The organism is Blastochloris viridis, from assembly GCF_001402875.1.
Classification (GTDB): Bacteria; Pseudomonadota; Alphaproteobacteria; order Rhizobiales; family Xanthobacteraceae; genus Blastochloris; species Blastochloris viridis.
In genome coordinates, this window is sequence record NZ_CP012946.1 from 176,630 (window position 1) to 195,861 (window position 19,232).

General features: G+C 70.1%; 18 protein-coding genes. 4 read left to right on the forward strand and 14 right to left on the reverse strand.

Features of this window, described 5'->3' with window-relative positions; genetic code table 11:
* Positions 1 to 25: 25 nt before the first annotated feature.
* The 4 genes from BVIR_RS00840 to argH all read right to left on the reverse strand — a co-directional run bounded on the left by BVIR_RS00840 (position 26) and on the right by argH (position 5,855).
* Positions 26 to 2,563 (reverse strand): TIGR02302 family protein, encoded by a 2,538-nt coding sequence (locus BVIR_RS00840; RefSeq protein ID WP_055036026.1) that lies wholly within the window; start codon positions 2,561 to 2,563, stop codon positions 26 to 28.
* A gap of 224 nt (positions 2,564 to 2,787) precedes the next feature.
* On the reverse strand, positions 2,788 to 4,053 hold the full coding sequence (gene lysA, locus BVIR_RS00845) for a diaminopimelate decarboxylase (RefSeq protein ID WP_055036027.1): 1,266 nt from the start codon (positions 4,051 to 4,053) through the stop codon (positions 2,788 to 2,790).
* Between the two features lie 116 nt (positions 4,054 to 4,169).
* The gene (gene lptM / locus BVIR_RS00850; protein WP_055038579.1) at positions 4,170 to 4,376 is read right to left on the reverse strand and encodes an LPS translocon maturation chaperone LptM; all 207 of its coding nucleotides are present in this window, start codon (positions 4,374 to 4,376) and stop codon (positions 4,170 to 4,172) included.
* An 81-nt stretch (positions 4,377 to 4,457) separates the two neighbouring features.
* The gene (gene argH, locus BVIR_RS00855; protein WP_055036028.1) at positions 4,458 to 5,855 is read right to left on the reverse strand and encodes an argininosuccinate lyase; all 1,398 of its coding nucleotides are present in this window, start codon (positions 5,853 to 5,855) and stop codon (positions 4,458 to 4,460) included.
* A gap of 23 nt (positions 5,856 to 5,878) precedes the next feature.
* On the opposite strand from argH, the gene tlpA reads away from it, so the two are divergent.
* The gene (tlpA, locus tag BVIR_RS00860; protein ID WP_236823647.1) at positions 5,879 to 6,550 is read left to right on the forward strand and encodes a thiol:disulfide interchange protein TlpA; all 672 of its coding nucleotides are present in this window, start codon (positions 5,879 to 5,881) and stop codon (positions 6,548 to 6,550) included.
* Between the two features lie 58 nt (positions 6,551 to 6,608).
* On the opposite strand, the gene BVIR_RS00865 is transcribed toward tlpA, so the two are convergent.
* The 3 genes from BVIR_RS00865 to BVIR_RS00875 form a co-directional block, all read right to left on the reverse strand.
* Positions 6,609 to 7,490: a 3-hydroxybutyryl-CoA dehydrogenase gene (locus tag BVIR_RS00865; RefSeq protein ID WP_055038580.1), complete on the reverse strand. Its 882-nt coding sequence runs from the start codon at positions 7,488 to 7,490 to the stop codon at positions 6,609 to 6,611.
* 198 nt (positions 7,491 to 7,688) lie between these two features.
* A complete protein-coding gene (locus tag BVIR_RS00870) occupies positions 7,689 to 8,636 on the reverse strand; it encodes an electron transfer flavoprotein subunit alpha/FixB family protein (protein ID WP_055036030.1) in 948 nt (315 codons plus the stop codon).
* Positions 8,636 to 9,385, reverse strand: a complete 750-nt coding sequence (locus BVIR_RS00875) for an electron transfer flavoprotein subunit beta/FixA family protein (protein WP_055036031.1) — start codon at positions 9,383 to 9,385, stop codon at positions 8,636 to 8,638. The genes BVIR_RS00870 and BVIR_RS00875 overlap by 1 nt, the downstream gene beginning before the upstream one ends.
* 351 nt (positions 9,386 to 9,736) lie before the next feature.
* On the opposite strand from BVIR_RS00875, the gene purT reads away from it, so the two are divergent.
* On the forward strand, positions 9,737 to 10,918 hold the full coding sequence (purT, locus tag BVIR_RS00880) for a formate-dependent phosphoribosylglycinamide formyltransferase (protein ID WP_055036032.1): 1,182 nt from the start codon (positions 9,737 to 9,739) through the stop codon (positions 10,916 to 10,918).
* A 16-nt stretch (positions 10,919 to 10,934) separates the two neighbouring features.
* Here the strand turns inward: purT and BVIR_RS00885 are convergent, their stop codons facing one another.
* From BVIR_RS00885 to BVIR_RS00900, 4 genes are all read right to left on the reverse strand, one after another.
* Positions 10,935 to 11,642, reverse strand: a complete 708-nt coding sequence (locus tag BVIR_RS00885; protein WP_055036033.1) for a rhomboid family intramembrane serine protease — start codon at positions 11,640 to 11,642, stop codon at positions 10,935 to 10,937.
* An 82-nt stretch (positions 11,643 to 11,724) separates the two neighbouring features.
* Positions 11,725 to 12,183 (reverse strand): host attachment protein, encoded by a 459-nt coding sequence (locus BVIR_RS00890; RefSeq protein ID WP_055036034.1) that lies wholly within the window; start codon positions 12,181 to 12,183, stop codon positions 11,725 to 11,727.
* Positions 12,184 to 12,368: 185 nt separating this feature from the next.
* Positions 12,369 to 14,045, reverse strand: a complete 1,677-nt coding sequence (locus BVIR_RS00895; RefSeq protein WP_055036035.1) for an acyl-CoA dehydrogenase family protein — start codon at positions 14,043 to 14,045, stop codon at positions 12,369 to 12,371.
* Positions 14,046 to 14,144: 99 nt separating this feature from the next.
* On the reverse strand, positions 14,145 to 15,029 hold the full coding sequence (locus BVIR_RS00900) for a DMT family transporter (protein ID WP_055036036.1): 885 nt from the start codon (positions 15,027 to 15,029) through the stop codon (positions 14,145 to 14,147).
* Between the two features lie 428 nt (positions 15,030 to 15,457).
* On the opposite strand from BVIR_RS00900, the gene BVIR_RS00905 reads away from it, so the two are divergent.
* Positions 15,458 to 16,294: a YihY/virulence factor BrkB family protein gene (locus tag BVIR_RS00905; RefSeq protein ID WP_055036037.1), complete on the forward strand. Its 837-nt coding sequence runs from the start codon at positions 15,458 to 15,460 to the stop codon at positions 16,292 to 16,294.
* A 117-nt stretch (positions 16,295 to 16,411) separates the two neighbouring features.
* Here the strand turns inward: BVIR_RS00905 and BVIR_RS00910 are convergent, their stop codons facing one another.
* The 3 genes from BVIR_RS00910 to BVIR_RS00920 form a co-directional block, all read right to left on the reverse strand.
* On the reverse strand, positions 16,412 to 16,813 hold the full coding sequence (locus BVIR_RS00910; protein WP_055036038.1) for a hypothetical protein: 402 nt from the start codon (positions 16,811 to 16,813) through the stop codon (positions 16,412 to 16,414).
* 398 nt (positions 16,814 to 17,211) lie between these two features.
* Entirely contained in the window at positions 17,212 to 17,397 is a 186-nt protein-coding gene (gene rpmF, locus BVIR_RS00915; protein ID WP_055036039.1) for a 50S ribosomal protein L32, read from the reverse strand.
* A 105-nt stretch (positions 17,398 to 17,502) separates the two neighbouring features.
* Positions 17,503 to 18,177: a transglycosylase domain-containing protein gene (locus BVIR_RS00920; RefSeq protein WP_055036040.1), complete on the reverse strand. Its 675-nt coding sequence runs from the start codon at positions 18,175 to 18,177 to the stop codon at positions 17,503 to 17,505.
* Between the two features lie 119 nt (positions 18,178 to 18,296).
* Between BVIR_RS00920 and BVIR_RS00925 the strand changes: the two genes are divergently transcribed.
* On the forward strand, positions 18,297 to 19,232 hold the full coding sequence (locus tag BVIR_RS00925) for a polyprenyl synthetase family protein (RefSeq protein ID WP_082416524.1): 936 nt from the start codon (positions 18,297 to 18,299) through the stop codon (positions 19,230 to 19,232).

A 19,232-nucleotide genomic window follows, 5' to 3' on the forward strand; every position in this document is an offset into this window, starting at 1 on the left:
CCGGCGCGATCGGCCGGATTTCGGGTCAGAACCCCTTGAGCAGCCGTTCCAGATAGTCGAGCTCGATCTGGGGGCGCTCGGCGTCGCCGAGCCGGCGCCGGAGCTCTTCCAGCACCCTTCGGGCGCGCTGGGCGTCGACGGCGTCGGGGACGAAGTCGCGGCTGTCATTGTCGAGGTCGCGTCCGGCCGAACGCGGCCGGCCGAGCGGGTCAGTGTCGGTTTCGCTGCTTTGGCCGGAGCCGTCGGGATTGGGGCGGCCGCTGCCGGGTTGGCCGCGCGCCATGGCCTGGGCGCCGCGGCGCAGATTCTCGATGGCGCGCCCCTGGGAGCCCACCGCGCCGTCGGCATTGCCGGCTCCGAGCTGGCGCTCGGCCTCGCGCATGGCGTCGCGGGCGCGGCCGAACGCCTGCTCGCCGTCGCCCTCGCCGCCCTCGCCGTCGCCCTGGTCGCGGCGCATCTTGTTGAGCTGGTCGAGCAGGCCGTCGAGCTGGCGGCGGACCTCCTCCTGGCCCTGCTGCAGCTCGCCGAAGGGCTGGCCGGGCTCGCTCGGGCTGCGATTGCCCTCGCCGCGGCGTTGGCGGTCGCGCTGCTCGCGGCCCTCGCGCCAGGTGCGGTCGCGCAGCTGCTGCTGGTTGCGGATCATGTCGCCGAGCCGGTCGATGGCGTCGCCGTCGCCTTCGGCCATGTTGCCGGAGCGGCTGCGGTCGAGGCTGTCGAGCATCGCCTGCAACTCGTCCAGCATGCGTTGCGCCGCATCGCGCGAGCCGGACCTGGCGAGGTTCTCCAGCCTGTCGATCATGGCCTGCAGGTCCTGCGGGCGCAGGACGCGGGTGTTGCGGTCGAGCGGCCGATTCTCGGCCTGGCGGTTCGGGTTGCGCCGCATCTCCTCGGCCAGTTCGCGCATGAAACGGTCGAGCGCCTGGCGCAGGTTGTCGGTGAGCTGCTTCAGCTCGTCCTCGCCGACGCCGCGCTCAAGCGCCTGACGCAGCGCGTCCTCCGCGGCGCGCAGCTCACGCTCGGCGTCGGCCATCTCGCCGTCCTCGATCCGCACCGCGATCTGCCACAGATAATCGGCCGCCTCGCGCAGGCCGTCGTCGTCGCGGGCGGCGGCAAGGCGCCAATAGGCGGTGCGCAGGCCGAGATAGATGGCGGTGTCGGGCGTGAACCGTTCCGGCCCGATCGCCAGGGCGTCGAGCGCGCGTTCGACGTGGAGGCGGCAGCCGGCGTCGAGCGCCAGCATGCGGCGCTGCTCCACCAGCGCCCGTGCCAGCGGGTTGGTGAAGGCGCGCTGCGGCAAGGTGAGGTCGGCCGTTTCGCTCACGCCCTCGTTGCCGGCGTCGTCGCGGGCCTTCAGCGCGAGCTGAACCTTGGCGCCGGCGAACGGATGGTCGGTGAGGTCCTTGACGGTCTCGCCGTTGCCCGAGCGGGTGCGCGCCTGCGGCAGCGCGAGCGGCAGCGGCGGCAGCTCGTAAAGCGGGCGCGCGCCGGGAGCGGGCTCCTTCAGCCGAAAACCGGCCTCGGCCGAGACCACGCCGTAGTCGTCCTCCAGGCGGTAGGCCAGCGACAGCGCGTTGCGGCCGACCGTCTGGGGCGTGCGGGTCATGGCGATGGTCGGGGCGCGGTCGGGCACGGCGTTGAACGACCACACCAGGTCGGCGTCGCCGACGTCATGCAGCGCCAATTGGCCGCTGGCGGTAATCTTGAGCCGGCGCTCGGTGGTGCCGGCGGGCGGGGCGGCGCCGTCCGGCGCAACCTCGGCGAACCCGCTGCCGCGCATCCGCAGCGCCAGGGTGCTGAGGCCGGTGGCGCGAATGGTGACCACGCTGCCGGCCGGCACGTCGATGGGGCCGGCGTGCCGGCCCTCGGCGACCGGCTCGCCCGAGCGCACGCCGGACAACAGCAGCGGCGGCCGGCCGGTATAGGCCGGCGGCGTCACCCAGGCATCGATGCGGTAGGGCGCCGGCGCCGCCGGACCGGTCCAGTCGAACGCCAGCAGCACCCGCTTGGTGCGCTCGCCTTCGGCCATGAACCAAGTGGCGATCACCAGAAGCAGCACCAGCGCGCGCAGCGCAAAGCGGTCGTGCTCGACCAGCCGCGGGCTCGGCAGGCCGACCGCGATGTCGCGGGTCTCCGCCAGCAGGCGGGCGCGGTGGGCATCCCACAACGCGCGCGACACCGGGTCCTCGCGGCGGGTGCCGAGCTCGTCGTCGAGCGCGCTCGCCGGCCGGTGCGGCAGGCCGGAGACGCGGTCGAGCCGGCGCAGGATCGCCCGGCGGCCGGGACCGCGCAGCCGCAGCAGCGGTGCGCCGGCATAGGCGGCGAGCGCGATGAAGAGGAACAGCACAAACGGCCGCGCCGGGGGCGGCATCACCGCCCACAGCCCGGCCCACGACAGCGCCACGAACAGCCCGACCGCCGCGGCGAACCGCACCGACGCCGGCCACAGCCGCTCCCACAGCAGTGCAAGGCGCGCGCGCTTCAGCGCTCGCGCCAGCGCGTCGCGGGCGGGCGTTCGTTCCGGCGGGCGTCCGTCGGGGGTGTCGGTCCGCGGGGTATCGGTCACGCGCGCTCCCAGGTAGCCGCTGGAAGCATAACACGGGCCGAATCGGTCGAAAGTGAGCCGCCGAACACGAGCGCGTCAGCGCCCGGCCTTGGGGCGGGCCGCTGTCCTGACAACGATCACGGGGGCGAGCGCCAGACCCGGGATGGTCTACACAAAGGTGCCCGTCTTGATGACGCTCCCGGGTCACGGGCCTTCGGCCCTTGCCCGGGGCGACGAGGTGCCGCTCACAGCCAGGGCGGCAGGCGGTCGAGCGCGATCAGCTCCTCGGCCTCGATCCGCGGCCGGATCAGCGCCCATTCGGCGTCCTTGACCAGCACTTCCGGCACCAGCGGCCGGGTGTTGTAGGTCGAGGCCTGCACCGCGCCGTAGGCGCCGGCGGTGAGGATGGCGATGAGGTCGCCGCTCTTGAGTTCGGGCAGGTCGCGGTGCAGCGCCTGGAAGTCGCCGGTCTCGCACACCGGGCCGACCACGTCCGCCACCATGCGCCGCGCCCCCGGTGCCGGCTCGGCCAGCGGGCGGATGTCGTGGTGGGCCTCGTACAGCGTCGGCCGAATCAGGTCGTTCATGCCGGCGTCGGTGATGACGAAGGTCTTGGCCGCGCCCTCCTTGATGTAGAGCACCCGGGCGACCAGCACCCCGGCATTGCCGACGATCAGCCGGCCGGGCTCGATGATCACCTTGCAGCCGAGCGGGCCGATGCGGCGTTTGACGATCTCGCCATAGAGCAGCGGTTCGGGCGGCGGCTCGTTGTCGGTGCGGTAGGGGATGCCGAGGCCGCCGCCGAGGTCGACGTGGTCGATGGTGTGGCCGTCGGCGCGCAACTCGCCGACCAGCTCGGCGAGGATGGCGAAGGCCTGATCGAACGGCGCCAGGTCGACGATCTGGCTGCCGATGTGGATGTCGACGCCGGCCACCTTGATGCCCGGCATTCTGGCCGCCTCGGCATAGACGGCGCGGGCGCGGGCGCGCGGGATGCCGAACTTGTTCTCGGCCTTGCCGGTGGCGATCTTGCTGTGGGTCTTGGCGTCGACGTCGGGATTGATGCGCAGCGACACCGCCGCGACCTTGCCCATGGCGCTCGCCACCTGCGACAGCGCGGCGAGTTCGGGCTCGGACTCGACGTTGAGGCACAGGATGCCGGCGTCGAGCGCCGCCGCCAGCTCCGCCTCGGTCTTGCCGACGCCGGAGAACACGATCTTCTCGGGCGGAATGCCGGCGGTCAGCGCCCGGGCGAGCTCGCCGCCCGACACCACGTCGGCGCCGGCGCCGAGGTCGGCCAGCGTCGCCAGCACCGCCTGGTTCGAGTTCGCCTTCATCGCGTAGCAGATCAGCGCGTCGAGCCCGGCCAGCGCCTCGGCGAACACCTGGTAGTGGCGGGTGAGCGTCGCGGTCGAATAGCAATAGAACGGCGTGCCGACCCGCGCCGCGATCGCGGCGAGGTTGACGTCCTCGGCGTGAAGGACGCCGTCGCGATAGGCAAAATGGTTCATGGCGTGCCGGCAGAAGCATTTTCCGCAAAAGCGGGAACCGGCTTTGCGGAAGAATATGCGAAAACTCACAAGCTTGGAGCGTTCAACCTGATGGCATCAGGCCGGACGCTCCAAGCTCAGTTGAGAAGCCTGTCGAGGATGATCGGATCCTGCGACCTTACCGGCCCCTTGGGCGGCTTGGCCTTGTCCTTGTCGGTGCCCGGCGGCGGCTCCCAGCTGCCGGGCGGCGGCTCCAGCGGGCCTTTGCGGCCGCAGGCCGCCAATGCGGTCGCGACAACGAGCGAGCCGGCGAGGAGCAAAAGCCGGCGGCGGGACGGGAGCATCGCAGTCACGCGGGTCGTCTCCATGAGAAGTGTCCACTTTAGCCCAAGATCGGTGCCACGGAACCCTGGTTCGTGGCCGCGCTATGCCGCACTGGTCTCGGCGGCGAGGCGGTCCAGCCAGCGCCGGGCCTGGGCCTCGACATTGGCCGGCGCGGTGCCGCCATAGGACGTGCGGCTTTTCACCGAGTTCTCGACCGACAAGACCTCGAACACCTCGGCGGTGATGCGCGGCTCGATCGCCTGCATCTGGTCGAGCGCCAGCGCGTCGAGCGGCTTGCCCGCCGCCGCGGCGGCGGCGACGATGCGCCCGGTGACGTGGTGGGCGTCGCGGAACGGCAGATTGAGGCGCCGCACCAGCCAGTCGGCGAGATCTGTGGCGGTGGAGTAGGCGCCGCCGGCGGCGGCCTTCATCGCCGCCGTGTCGGGCTCGAGGTCGCGGATCATGCCGGTCATGGCGGCGAGCACCAGCGACAGCGCGGCGAGCGCGTCGAAGCCGCCCTCCTTGTCCTCCTGCATGTCCTTGGCGTAGGCGAGCGGCAGGCCCTTCATCACCGTCAGGATGCCGATCAGGGCGCCATTGATCCGCCCGGTCTTGGCCCGCACCAGCTCGGCGGCGTCGGGGTTGCGCTTCTGCGGCATGATCGAGGAGCCGGTGGTGAAGGCATCCGACAGCTTGACAAATCCGAACGGCGCCGAGGTCCAGATCACGATTTCCTCGGCGAGCCGCGACAGGTGGACGGCGGCGATGGCCGCCATCGCCAGCGACTCCATCAGGAAATCGCGGTCGGACACCGCGTCGAGCGAGTTGGCGGTGGGGCGGTCGAAGCCGAGCTCGGCCGCGGTCATGTCGCGATCGATCGGGAACGAGGTGCCGGCCAGCGCCGCCGCGCCGAGCGGGCATTCGTTGAGGCGGCGGCGGGCATCCTGGAGCCGGCCGCGATCGCGCCCGGCCATCTCGACATAGGCGAGCAAATGATGTCCGAATGTCACCGGCTGGGCGGTCTGCAAATGGGTGAAACCCGGCATCACCGTCGCAGCGTGCGCAAGCGCCTTCTCGGCCAGCGCCTGCTGGAAGTCCTTGAACTGGTCATCGAGGGTGTCGAGGGTGTCGCGCACCCACAGGCGGAAATCGGTCGCCACCTGGTCGTTGCGCGAGCGCGCGGTGTGCAGCCGCCCGCCGGCCGGGCCGATGCGCTCGGTCAGCCGCGCCTCGATGTTGAGGTGGATGTCCTCCAGCTCGCGCGAGAACTGGAATGTGCCGGCGTCGATCTCGGCTTCGATGGCGGCGAGGCCGAAGCGGATGGCGGCGGCGTCCTCGGCGGATATGATGCCCCGTGCCGCCAGCATGGCGGCGTGGGCCATCGAGCCGCGGATGTCCTGCGCAAAGAGGCGCTGGTCGAAGCCGATCGAAGCGTTGATCTCCGCCATGATCTCGGCGGGCGGCGAGGCGAAGCGGCCGCCCCACATCCTGTTGCTCATGAAAGTTCCCCGGAGGCGATGCGGTGACGGACGAAGCACACCCGACAGGCGATACCGGCCGGCGCACCCGCCGCAGGCGGATGGTCGCACTCGCCGTCGCCGCGGCGGCGCTCGCCGGACTGGCGCTGTTCTACGGGATTGGCGCCGGTGCGGGCAAGGTCGCGGGTGATCCGGCGTGCCGGCCGGCGGTGGCGGCGGCCGAACGGCTGAAGCCGTTGATGCGCGGCGAGGTCGGGCGGGTGATCCCGGCGACGAGCGGGCTGAAGCTGCCTGACCTCGCGTTCAAGGACGCTGCGGGTGCGCCAAGGCGCCTTGCCGACTTCCGCGGCACATGGCTGCTGGTCAATCTGTGGGCGACCTGGTGCGCGCCGTGCCGGGCCGAGATGCCGGCGCTCGACCGGCTTGAGGGCACCCTCGGGGGCGAGCGCTTCGGGGTGGTCGCGATCAACATCGATACCCGGAACGTCGAGCGGGCGCGGGCATTTCTGGCGGAGACCGGCGCCAACCGGCTCGGCTTCTTTGCCGATTCGTCAGGTCAGGTGCTGCAGGACCTGCGCGCCATCGGCCGCGCGGTCGGCCTGCCGACCACGCTGCTCATCGATCCGGCGGGCTGCGAGGTGGCGCACCTGCCGGGGCCGGCGGCGTGGGACGGCCCGGAGGCGACGGCGCTGATCGCGGCGGCGGTGGCCCGGTGAGACAAAGCGGACGATGACCGAAGGCCCGCCCTGGGGCGGGCCGGCGCCATGGTTTGGCTCAGCGGGTCGGCACCGGCTTTTCGCCGCGATAGTCGTAGAAGCCGCGCTGGGTCTTGCGGCCGAGCCAGCCAGCCTCGACGTATTTCACCAGGAGCGGGCACGGCCGGTACTTGGAGTCGGCGAGGCCGTCGTGAAGCACCTGCATGATCGACAGGCAGGTGTCGAGGCCGATGAAGTCGGCGAGTTGCAGCGGCCCCATCGGGTGATTGGCGCCGAGCCGCATCGCATTGTCGATCGCCTCGACGGTGCCGACGCCCTCATAAAGGGTGTAGACCGCCTCGTTGATCATCGGCAGCAGGATGCGGTTGACGATGAAGGCCGGGAAGTCCTCGGCCACCGAATAGGTCTTGCCGAGCCGCCGCACGAACGCCTTGGAGGCTTCGAAGGTCTCCTCGCCGGTGGCGATGCCGCGCACCAGCTCGACCAGCTCCATCAACGGCACCGGGTTCATGAAGTGAATGCCCATGAACCGTTCGGGGCGGTCGGTCACCGCGGCAAGGCGGGTGATCGAGATCGAGGAGGTGTTGGTGGCGATCATGGCACGCGGCCCGAGCACCGCGCACAGATCGACCAGGATCTTGCGCTTGATGTCTTCCTTCTCGACCGCGCTCTCGATGACGAGGTCGCAATCGGCCAGCCGCGCGAGCCCGACGGACGGCTTGATGCGGTCGAGCGCCGTCTTGCGCGCCTCGTCGCTCAGTTTGCCGCGGGCCACCATGCGCGCCATGTTGCCGGTGATGGTCGCCAGCCCGGACCTGACGCGGTCCTCGGAGACGTCGCTCAGCACGACCTCATAATCGGCGGCGGCGCAGACATGGGCGATGCCGTTGCCCATCTGGCCGGCGCCGATGATCCCGATCTTCTTGATCTCGAACGTCATCATTCCCATCCGCTCGGCCCGCCGCACCGACGACGCCGTTGAGAGCAACCCTGCGTACGCTGGCACCACGCGGCACAGTCGCGCGCCCGCGTCTGTCCGGGGTCGACCGTTCCAGATGGACCCGCTCGCCGAGCCTGCCGCGCGGACGTCTCGGCGAGCGGAACTATGGGCCCAGTCCCTGCGGACCGGAAGCCTTGATCATTTTCCGAGCTTGGCCAGCTCGTCCTGCAGCTCCGGCAGCGCCTGGTAGAGGTCGGCCACCAGGCCGTAGTCCGCCACCTGGAAGATCGGCGCCTCCTCGTCCTTGTTGATGGCGACGATCACCTTGGAGTCCTTCATGCCGGCGAGATGCTGAATGGCACCTGAAATGCCGACGGCAATGTAGAGGTCCGGCGCCACCACCTTGCCGGTCTGGCCGACCTGCCAGTCGTTGGGGGCAAAGCCGGCGTCGACCGCGGCGCGCGAGGCGCCGACAGCCGCGCCGAGCTTGTCGGCCAACGGCTCGATATACTTGGCGAAATTCTCCCGCGACTGCATCGCCCGGCCGCCCGAGACGATGATCTTGGCCGAGGTCAGCTCGGGGCGGTCGGAGACCGACAGCTCCTCGCCGACGAAGCTCGACAGGCCGGGATCGCCGGCCGCGGCCACCGTCTCGACCGGCGCCGCCGCGCCGCTGGCGCCGGTGGCGGCGAAGCTCGCGGTGCGGACGGTGACGACCTTGACCTTGTCGGTCGACTGCACGGTCTGGATGGCGTTGCCGGCGTAGATCGGCCGCTCAAAGGTGTCGGGCGACACCACCTTGGTGATTTCCGACACCTGCATGACGTCGAGCAGGGCGGCGATGCGCGGCAGCAGGTTCTTGCCGGTGGTGGTGGCGGGCGCGAGCAGGGCGCCATAGCTGCCGGCAAGCGACACCACCAGCGCGGCGACCGGCTCGGCCAGCAGGTGGCCGTAGCGGGCGTCGTCGGCCAGCAGCACTTTCTCCACGCCTTCCAGCGCGGCGGCAGCGTCGGCGATGGCGCGCACGCCGGAGCCCGCCACCAGCACGTGGACCGGGGCGCCGAGCTGGCGGGCAGCGCTGAGCGCTTTCGCCGTGGCGTCGGAGAGATGGTCCCCAGCGTGTTCGGCGATCAAAAGCGTCGTCATTAAAGCACCCCTGCTTCGCTCTTCAGCTTCGACACCAGCTCCGCGACCGAGCCGACCTTGGCGCCGGACTTGCGGGCGGCGGGCTCGGCGGTCGTCAGCACCTTGAGCCGGGGCGCGGCGTCGACGCCCAGCGCCTCGGGGCTGGTCTCGTCGATCGGCTTCTTCTTCGCCTTCATGATGTTGGGGAGGCTGGCATAGCGCGGCTCGTTGAGCCGAAGGTCGGTGGTCACCACCGCCGGCAGCGTCAGCCGTTCGGTGACGAGGCCGCCGTCGACCTCGCGGGTGACGTCGAAGGAGCCCTCGCCCGGCACCACCTTGGAGGCGAACGTCCCCTGCGGCCACCCCAGCAGCGCCGCCAGCATCTGGCCGGTCTGGTTGCAGTCGTCGTCGATGGCCTGCTTGCCCATGATCACGAGCCCGGGCGCTTCGCTTTCGACGAGCTTGGCGAGAATCTTGGCGACGGCGAGCGGCTCAACCGTGGCGTCGGTCTTGACCAGGATGCCGCGGTCGGCGCCCATGGCGAGCGCGGTGCGCAGCGTCTCGGTGGCCTGGGCCGGCCCGACCGACACCGCCACGATCTCGGTAACGTGGCCCTTTTCCTTCAGGCGGATGGCCTCCTCGACGGCAATCTCGTCGAAGGGATTCATCGACATCTTGACGTTGGCAAGTTCAACGCCCGAACCGTCCGCCTTGACGCGGATCTTGACATTGTAATCCACCACCCGCTTCACGGGCACCAGAACTTTCATGCAAATCTCCCCGCGGCGCAGCGGTCACGCCGTCGTCCCCGAACGGGGCGCGAATTGCCGGCTGCGCGCTGTTCTTGTCGACGCTCTGCAGCGCACGAAGCGAAGGCACGGTAGCGGCGAGGGGGCGATTGTCAATTATGCGGCAGGCTTAGAATCCTCGGCGATGCCGTCTCACACGCCGTGCCGGCCGAGGCGTCTGGCACCGCCGATCAGGCCGTGCCGAGGCCGGTTTTCTGCCGTAGCGGCAGCCGATCGGTGTGCGTGAGGCTCGGGCAGGGTGGCAAAGCTGGTTCCGCGCAAGGTGGGCCTCCGGTATGGTCCCGCCGCTTGCTGATTGGGAGTTGGCCGTCCATGGCGTCGGTTACGAAGGTTCTTCTGCTGGGCTCAGGTGAGCTCGGCCGGGAATTCGTGATATCCATCAAACGTCTGGGGGCGTATGTCGTCGCCTGCGACGCCTACGCCGGCGCGCCCGCAATGCAGGTCGCGGACGCGGCCGAGGTGTTCTCGATGCTGGACGGTGCGGCGCTGGCCGCGGCGATCGACAAGCACGCGCCCGACCTGATCGTGCCCGAGGTCGAGGCCATCCGCACCGAGGTGCTGAAGGATTACGAGGATCGCGGTTTCACCGTGGTGCCCTCGGCGCGGGCAACCATCATGACGATGAACCGCGACCGCATCCGCGAGGTGGCGGCCACCGAGCTGGGGCTGCCGACCTCCAGCTACCGCTACGCCGAGACGCTGGCGGAGATGCGGGCGGCGGTGGCCGCGATCGGCCTGCCCTGCGTCGTCAAGCCGGTGATGTCGTCGTCGGGCAAGGGCCAGAGCACCGTGCGCACGACCGACGCGGTGGACGCCGCCTTCGCCTACGCCGCGCAGGGCATGCGCGGCGACCGCAAGCGGGTGATCGTCGAGAGCTTCATCCCCTTCGACTACGAGATCACCCTCCTCACCATCCGCACCCGCGACGGCGTGGTGTTCTGCCCGCCGATCGGCCACCGCCAGGAGCGCGGCGACTATCAGGAAAGCTGGCAGCCGGCCGCGATGTCGGCGGCGGCGATCGCCGCGGCCGAGGCCATGGCGAAGGCGGTGGTGGACAATCTCGGCGGCTATGGCCTGTTCGGGGTCGAGTTCTTCGTTAAGGGCGAGGAGGTGATCTTCTCCGAGCTGTCGCCGCGCCCGCACGACACCGGCATGGTGACGCTGATCTCGCAGAACCTCACCGAGTTCGATTTGCACGCGCGCGCCATTCTCGGCCTGCCGATTCCCGCCATCACCCAGCACGGCCCCAGCGCCTCGGCGGTGATTCTGGCCGATCGCGACGCTGCCGATTTCTCGATATCCGGGCTGGATGCGGCGCTACGCCCCTCCGTGCCGGGCGTGGACGTCGACGTGCGCATCTTCAACAAGCCGACCACCAGGCCCTATCGCCGCATGGGGGTGGCGCTGGCGTTGGCGCGTGCGGGCGACGTCGACATCGCCCGCGCGGCGGCTCGCGAAGCGGCGGCCAAGGTGGCGCTGAGCTATCACGGGTGATGGGGAACCCGGCCGATCACGCCGGGCGGTCGAGCCCGCGGTCGAACAGGGGCACGCCCTTCCGGCGCAACGGCACCACCAGGATGGCGCCGGCCACGAGCCCGCCGATGTGGGCCCACCACGCCGTGCCGTCCTCGTGCACCAAGATGCCGTTGACGATCTGCGCGCCGACCCAGGCGCCGAGCGCGATCCAGGCCGGGATCGGCAGCGGAATGCGCATCAGCACCAGCACCCACAGCTTCACCCGCGGGTGCAGCATCAGATAGGCGGCGATGCAGCCGGCGATCGCGCCGGACGCGCCGACCAGCGGGACTTCGGAATTCGGCGCCGAGGCGAGATGGAGCAATCCGCCGGCGACGCCGCAGACGAGGTAGAACACCAGGAAGCGGGCGTGGCCCAGGGCGTCCTCGACATTGTCGCCGAACACCCAAAGGAACAGCATGTTGGTGCCGAGGTGGAGCCAGCCGGCGTGCAGGAACATGTAGGTGACGAGGGTGGTCTCTTCCGGCAGGCGCTGCAGCTCCGGCGGCAGGTAGGCATAGCCGCTCACCACCGCCGGGATCATGCCGAACGAGGCCAGCACCGCCTCCGCGGCGAGCGGGCCGACCAGCAGCGGATCCTGAAAGGCGATGTAAATGAGGACGTTGGCGAGGATCAGGCTGCGCGTCACCCACGGCGTCCGGATGTGGCGCAGCGGGTTGTAGTCGTAAAGAGGGACGAACATGCGAGCTCCGCTTCGCCGAACTTAAGCGCGTTCGCGGCGCCGCGCCATGGCCAGCCGGCGCCGCGTGCCGCCGGAGCCGCCGTCAGCCGGCGAGCAGGCGCTCGATCTCGGCAACCGGATGCTTGGTCAGGGTCTTGTCGACCTCGCCGACGATCTTCTTCTTGACCGGATCGTCGAAGGCGTCGCGCAGCTCGGCCAGGGTCTTGGGCGGCGCCACCACCGCCAGCTTGTCGAAGCGGCCGGCGCGCGAGGCTTCGCACAACGCTGCGGCGACATCGCGGGCGAAGCGGGCCTCGGCGATCTCGTGCCAGTCGGTCGGCTCGACCGCGCTGCGGCGGCTGCCACCCTCGCCCGACGCCACCACCCGGCTCGGCCGCTCGGTCCCCTGCTCGGCGGTCGAGGGGTTGGGCGGCGCCTCGAACACCTGCTGCACCACCAGCCGGGGCTTGTCCGGGGAGCCCTCGTTCTGGAACACCAGCGCCCGCCGGCCGTCGCCGACCAGCACCCAGGCGTCGTGGGGGAGACGGACGCCATTTGCCATGACACTCACCGCGTTCGAGGGGGAAGCCCAGCCCCAAAACTAGGCGCGCGCAGCGGTTCGTCAAATGGCGGCGGGGGCGGCCGATCGCCCCGGTCGTCGTCCCGGGCAAGCGACTTCAGCCGCGCGACCCGGGACGACGGGATGAACGACGCGGGCCGGCGGGACCATTCAGCGTCGGCCCGCCCTCAGTTCCCGCCGTCCAGCAGCCGCCGCGCGATGACCTGGGCCTGGATTTCGGCGGCGCCCTCGAAGATGTTGAGGATGCGGGCGTCGCACAACACCCGCGACACCGGATACTCCAGGGCAAAGCCGTTGCCGCCGTGGATCTGCAGCGCGTTGTCGGCAGCGGCCCAGGCAACGCGAGCGGCGAGCAGCTTGGCCATGCCGGCCTCCAGGTCGCAGCGCTTGCCCTCGTCCTTCTCGCGCGCGGCGAAATAGGTGATCTGGCGGGCGATCATGACTTCGACCGCCATCATCGCCAGCTTGTCGGCGACGCGGGGGAAGGCGATCAGCGGCCTGCCGAACTGGACGCGCTCCTCGGCGTAGCGCAGCCCCAGCTCCAGCGCCGACTGGGCGACGCCGATGGCGCGGGCCGCGGTCTGGATGCGGGCGGACTCAAACGTCTGCATCAGCTGCTTGAAGCCCTGGCCCTCGACGCCGCCGAGCAGGTTCGAAGCCGGCACCTCAAAGGCGTCGAAGCCGATCTCGTATTCCTTCATGCCGCGATAGCCGAGCACCTCGATCTCGCCGCCGGTCATGCCCTCGGCCGGGAACGGCTCGGCGTCGGTGCCGCGCGGCTTCTCGGCCAGCAGCATCGACAGGCCGCGATAGCCCGGCTCGGCAGGGTTGGTGCGGACGAGGAGGGTCATCAGGTCGGCGCGCACCGGATGGGTGATCCAGGTCTTGTTGCCGGTGACCTTGTAGACATCGCCGTCCCGCACCGCGCGGGTGCGCAAGCTCGCGAGGTCGGAGCCGGTGTTGGGCTCGGTGAACACCGCGGTCGGCAGCACCTCGCCCGAGGCGATGCGCGGCAGCCACGCCTGCTTTTGCTGCTCGGTGCCGCCGCCGAGGATCAGCTCGGCGGCAATTTCCGAGCGGGTGCCGAGCGAGCCGACGCCGATATAGGCGCGCGACAGCTCCTCGGACACCATGCACATCGACTCCTTGCCGAGGCCGAGGCCGCCATATTCTTCCGGGATGGTCAGGCCGAACACGCCGAGCTCGGCCATTTTGGCGACGAGCTCAAGCGGGATGTAGGCGTTCTTGAGGTGCCAATGATGGGCGAACGGCATCACCTCGGCGTCGGCGAAGCGGCGCATCTCGGTGCGCATCTGCTCATAGGTGTCGTCGAGGCCGGTGTCGCCGAAGGTGGCGGCGCCGTGGGCCGCCTGCATCAGCTGGGTCAGGCGCGCACGATTTGCCGCAGTGTTGCCGTGCGCGATCAGGGTGCCGACCGCCGCCGCGGCGAGCGCGGGGTGGTGGGCATCGAGGCCGAGGTCGCGCAAGCGGACGATCTCGCCCTGGCTCATCGCAATGCCGCCGGCGATCTGGGCGAGGTATTCGCCAAGGCCGATCTCGACCAGAAGCGCCTCTGTCTCGCCGAACCGGCCGGCGGCCTGCATGCGCTCGGCATAGGCGCTCAGCTGGCGCACCGCCTCGACGTAGGTCGCGAGCCAGGCCAGGCCATGGCAGGCGCGCTGCTCGCGGTCGAGCGCGGCCGATGACAGCTTGCCGTCGACGGCGACCAGAGCCCGCACCGCCGCCGTGGCGTCGGAGAGCAGTTCGTCCATCGCAGCGGCCGCGGCGGCGGCGGTCGCGACGATGTCGAACTCGGCGGACTCGCGGGCAGCGGCGCGGCTCATGATCGATCCTTTGGCAAGGTGTTGGGCGACCGGCACCCTACTGCCGGCGAATTGGTTTGCAATGGGACGAAAGGCGGCCCCGCGCCGCGGGGCCGGAGGTCAGTGCCGGGTGGCGCGCCAGACGCCGATGGCGGTGAGCGCCATGCCGGCGAGCTGGATGCCGGTCAGCGTTTCGCCGAACAACAGGTAAGCCTGCACCGCGGCGGCCGGCGGCACCAGGTAGATCAGCGCTGCCGCCCGCGCCACCGCACCCCTGCGGATCAGCAGCAGCAGCAGCGCCACCGCGCCGATCGAAATCGCCAGCACCGACCATGCCATCCAGCCGACGGTGACGAGGTTCACCTCGAAGCGCATCTCCTCCATCAGCATCGCGGCCGGAACCGTCGCGATCAGCGCTCCGACATATTGGATGACGGTGGTGGTGCGGAGGTCGCCGGTGGCGACGAAGCGCTTCTGGTACAGCGTGCCGAGGGTGACCGACAGCATCGCGGCGACGTTGATCGCGAGCGGCACCACCACCGCGCCGAGTTGGCCGGAGTCGGTGGCGGCGATCTTCGGCGTCACCACCAGAACGATGCCCAAGAAGCCGAGCGCGATGCCGAACCACTGGCCGGAGCGGATGCGCTCGCCGGTCAGCCAGGGCGCCAGCACCGCCGTCATGATCGGTTGCAGCGCGGCGATCAAGGCGGAGATGCCCGCCGGCACGCCGTTGGCGATTGCCCACCAAACGCCGCCAAGATAGATGGCGTGGATCAGGATGCCGGAGACGAGGCCGTGGCCGATCTCGGCCGGGCGCCGCGGCCACGGTGCCGAAACCAGCAGGGCAAACCCGGCGAGGCACAGTCCGGCCAGGGTGTAGCGCAGGGCGAGAAAGGTCAGCGGGTCGGCATAAGGCGCGATCGCCCGCGCCACGATCCAGCCGGTCGACCAGATCAGGACGAAGGTGAAGGGGGCGAGCCGGTTGAGCGTCGGGACGGGGGTCATCGGGGGGCTTGGGGTACGGGACGCTTGCCTTGTTCATAGCCGATCGGCAGGCTGCGGAAAACCGGCGTCGTCTTAAACCAAAGGTGAGGCAGGCCGCCGTTTTCGCGCCGGGGGCACCATCAGGTGGGTTTCGCTCTTGCAAAACCGGCCGGTACCGACGAATTGATGACCGATTGCGTCCGGTACCGCGGGCTCCGCGGCGCTCCGGGCCGTCGTCGGACGGTCATGCGTTCATCGCGTGGCGCGGCGATTCGACGGTTGTCGCATCGCCGATTGCCGGCCTGTTCGGACGCCCGGTTGGTCGACCGGGTGGACCTGGTTTGTTCGGATCGGGTTCGCGCATGTCGAGTTCGCCGGCTGTAACCGGTCCACCCACCGCTGCTCCGGTGGGCCGGAAGCCGGAGCCTGCGGGCGGACAGGGAGGCGTGATGCTGCGGCTGTGGCGCATCGGCTACGACGCGTTCTGGCGATTCGTGGACGACGACGGCTGGGCGTTGGCGAGCCATGTCGCGCTGTCCAGCCTGATGGCGCTGTTCCCGTTTCTGATCTTTCTCACCGCGCTGGCCGGCTTCTTCGGCTCCAAGGAACTCGCCGACACCGCGGTTCAGATCATCCTGGAGGCGTGGCCGACCCAGGTCGCCACTCCGATCGCGCGTGAAATCCACAATGTTCTCACCCAGGTGCGCACCGATGTGCTGACCGTCGGCGTGGTGCTGGCGCTCTATTTCGCGTCGAACGGGGTCGAATCTCTGCGCATCGGGCTCAACCGCGCCTACAGCGTCAAGGAGATGAGGCCGTGGTATCTGCTCCGGCTCGAATCGATCGGCTATGTGCTGGTCGGCTCCGGTGCGATCTTGGCGGCGTCGTTCCTGGTGGTGCTGGGGCCGCTGGCATGGGCGACCGCGGTACGCTTCGCGCCGGCGCTGGAGCCGCTGGGCTGGACGGTCACATTCATCCGGCTGGCGGCGGCCGCGGCAGTGCTGGTGGCGACGCTGATCGTCGTCCATCTGTGGCTGCCGGGCGGGCGGCGCACCATCGGCGACGTCTGGCCGGGGATCGTGGTGACGCTGCTGCTCTGGCTCGGCGCCGGCGCCGCGTTTGGCCGCTATCTCGCCGAATTCGCCTCGAACTACGTCACCACCTATGCCGGCCTCGCCTCGGTGATGGTCGCGCTGGCGTTTCTCTATTTCTTCGCGGCGATCTTCGTCTATGGCGGCGAACTCAACTCGGTGATCGAGGAGGAGCGCCGCGGCCTGCGGCGGTGAGGGATGCGGGGCGCGGCGGCCTCCGGCACTTCGCTCATCCTCGCCGATCTCTCCCGCGAGGAGAGGTGAAGACGAGAGCCGAATGGATCCACCCGGCGACCGGGTCAGTCGCGGCGTTCAGTCGGAGATGTGCTCGACGCTGAAATCGCGCGAGGCAGTCCGCACCGATACCGACCAGCCGCCGATCACGTCGACGAAGGAGATCACGACCAGCAGTGCGAACGTCGAGGTCGCCGCTTGCGGCAGCATGAGGAACGCCGCCAACGCGCCGACGAAGATCAGTGTCGACAACAGATTGTCGACGATGGAGCGGTTTGCCGGGCGTGTCGCCTTGACGATCTCAAGGAACAGCAGCAGCAGCGCGGCGCAGACCAGGGCGTCGGAGAAGGTGACGCGCCACGTTGCGCCCGACATCATCGGGATGTCGGCGAGCACCGCGGTCCATTCCACCCCCGGCATCAGAAACGCCAGGATGAAATAGATCGCGAACGGGATCAGCAGCAGCGGAAATCCGACCACAGCGGCAACCTCCGGAGAGCAGCCCGGCGGGAACGATAGCTCTTGCCGCGCCGGCGGCAAATCAAGCTGGCAAGGCCGCGCGGCAAAACCGCGGCGGCCGGGCCGAACTCTCGCAGGTTGCCCCGCATCCCCTGCGACATCGTTCGGGCGAGCACGGCCGATGGCCCTCTCGCCTCAAGCCCTGCGACGCCGTCTCGCCCCACGGATTTTCGCATCCAAGGCGGAACGGTGCGGAAATCCGCGTCCCGAGTCAGCGGTCGGCGGTCGCCGGCGGCATCGAGCGGCCTGGAGACGTCCGCCGTGACATTGAGAAAAACGTCTCGCCGGAATGTTCAGAGCGAAACCGGAGGTTTCGCCGGCCGGCCGTCGAATGTCCGGCCGCGAGGCCGGACGTCGTGTCAGGCCTCGGCCTTCGGCGTCAGGATCTGACGGCCGCGATACATGCCGGTCTTGCGGTCGAGGTGGTGCGGCCGACGCAGCTCGCCGGAATCCTTGTCCTCGATATAGGTCGGCGCCTTGAGCGCGTCGGCGGAACGGCGCATGCCACGCCGCGACGGCGAGGTCTTTTTCTTCGGAACGGCCATGATGATCCTCGGAGCAATAACGCGCGGGCGCGTAGTCACGCGGCCCGTTGAGACCGAATGGAGGGGTGCCTATACCCGATCGCTTCGCCGTTGGCCAGAGCCCGGTTACCGCCTGATGCAGTTCGCAAGGTCGGGCAGCGCCGCGGCCCGGCGCGACACGGTGCCGGCGACCCGCCGCAGCCCAGGGCCGGGACGCGCGGCATTGCGGCGGTGCGGGTTGGGGAGCATCACCGCCAGCAGCGCCGCTTCCGAACGCGACAGGTTGGCGGCGCTCTTGCCGAACGCGCGCTGCGCCCCGGCTTCGGCGCCGAACTCGCCGGCCGGTCCCCACTCGGCGATGTTCAGGTAGGTCTGAAGAATCTGCCGCTTCGACCACACCGCGTCGATGACGAGCGCCAGCGGAATCTCCAGCGCCTTGCGCACATAGCTGCGACCCGGCCACAGCAGCAGGTTCTTGGCGACCTGCATGGTGATGGTCGAAGCGCCCCGCCGTGGCGCGTCGCCGTCGGCGTCGTCGATCACCTCCTTCAGCTCGCCCCAGTCGACGCCGTGGTGGCGGCAAAAGCCGGTGTCCTCGGAGGCGATCACCGCCTTGATCAGCTGGGGATCGATCGCCGCGATCGGCGTCATGATCCGCACCACCGGCTGGCCGGTGGCCCAGCGCGCCAGCATCAGGGTCGAAACCGGCGCCACCACGGTGTACAGCGCCAGCAGCAGCACCGGCACCGCTGCCAGCGCGGCCAGAGTGAGGACGATCCAGCGGAGAGCGGGACGATGCATTGCGGGCGGCGGGGGGACACGGGGGGAAAATCCCCGCCGAGAGTGAGACCTGGGGCCGAGCAACAGCTTGACCGGACGAGCGGGCTGGGGCATCGCCACCAGCGAGGGGGACTTGTCGCATGTCGGACGTGATCAGCCCAGCCGTGTTTTCGGCTCGCCTGGCGGAAGTTGCCGCTGCCACCGAAGCGGCGCTGGAATCCTTGCTGGCCGGCGGGCCGCAGGTGAGCGGCAGCGACCGTCTGGTCGCCGCCATGCGCTACGGCGCGCTGGCCGGCGGCAAGCGGTTCCGGCCGTTTCTGGTGGTGGAAACCGCTGCCTTGTTCGGCGTGCCGATCGAAAAGGCGATGCCGACGGCGTGCGCGCTCGAACTGGTGCACTGCTACTCGCTGGTCCACGACGACCTGCCGGCGATGGACAACGACGCGCTCCGGCGCGGCCGGCCGACCACCCACATCGCCTTCGACGAGGCCACCGCCATCCTGGCCGGCGACGCGCTGATGACGCTGGCGTTCGAGGTGCTGGCGAGCGAATCCGCCCATCCCGACCCGGCGGTCAGGATCGCGCTGGTGCTCGGGCTCGCCCGCAATTCCGGGGTCGGCGGCATGGCCGGCGGCCAGATCCGCGACCTCGCGGCGGAAGGCCGCTTTGCCGTCGACCGCAAGCCGCTGGCGCTTTCGGAAGCGGAGGTGCTGGAGCTGCAGGCCATGAAGACCGGCGCGTTGCTGGCCTACGCCTGCGAGGCCGGCGCGCGGCTCGGCGGGGCGTCGGCGGTGGAGACCCAGGCGCTGGCGGCCTATTCCAACGCGCTCGGGGTGGCGTTCCAGATCGCCGACGACCTGCTCGACGCCGAAGGTGACGCGGCGACCACCGGCAAGGCGGTCGGCAAGGACGCCGAGCTCGGCAAGGCCACCCTGATCGGGCTGATGGGCAGCGCCCGCGCCCACGCGCGGCTGGAGGAACTGGTGGGTGAGGCCGCCGCGGCGCTGGCGCCGTTCGGAAGCCGCGCCGGTATGCTGAAGGCCGCCGCCCGCTTCGTTGCCGACCGCAAGGCGTGA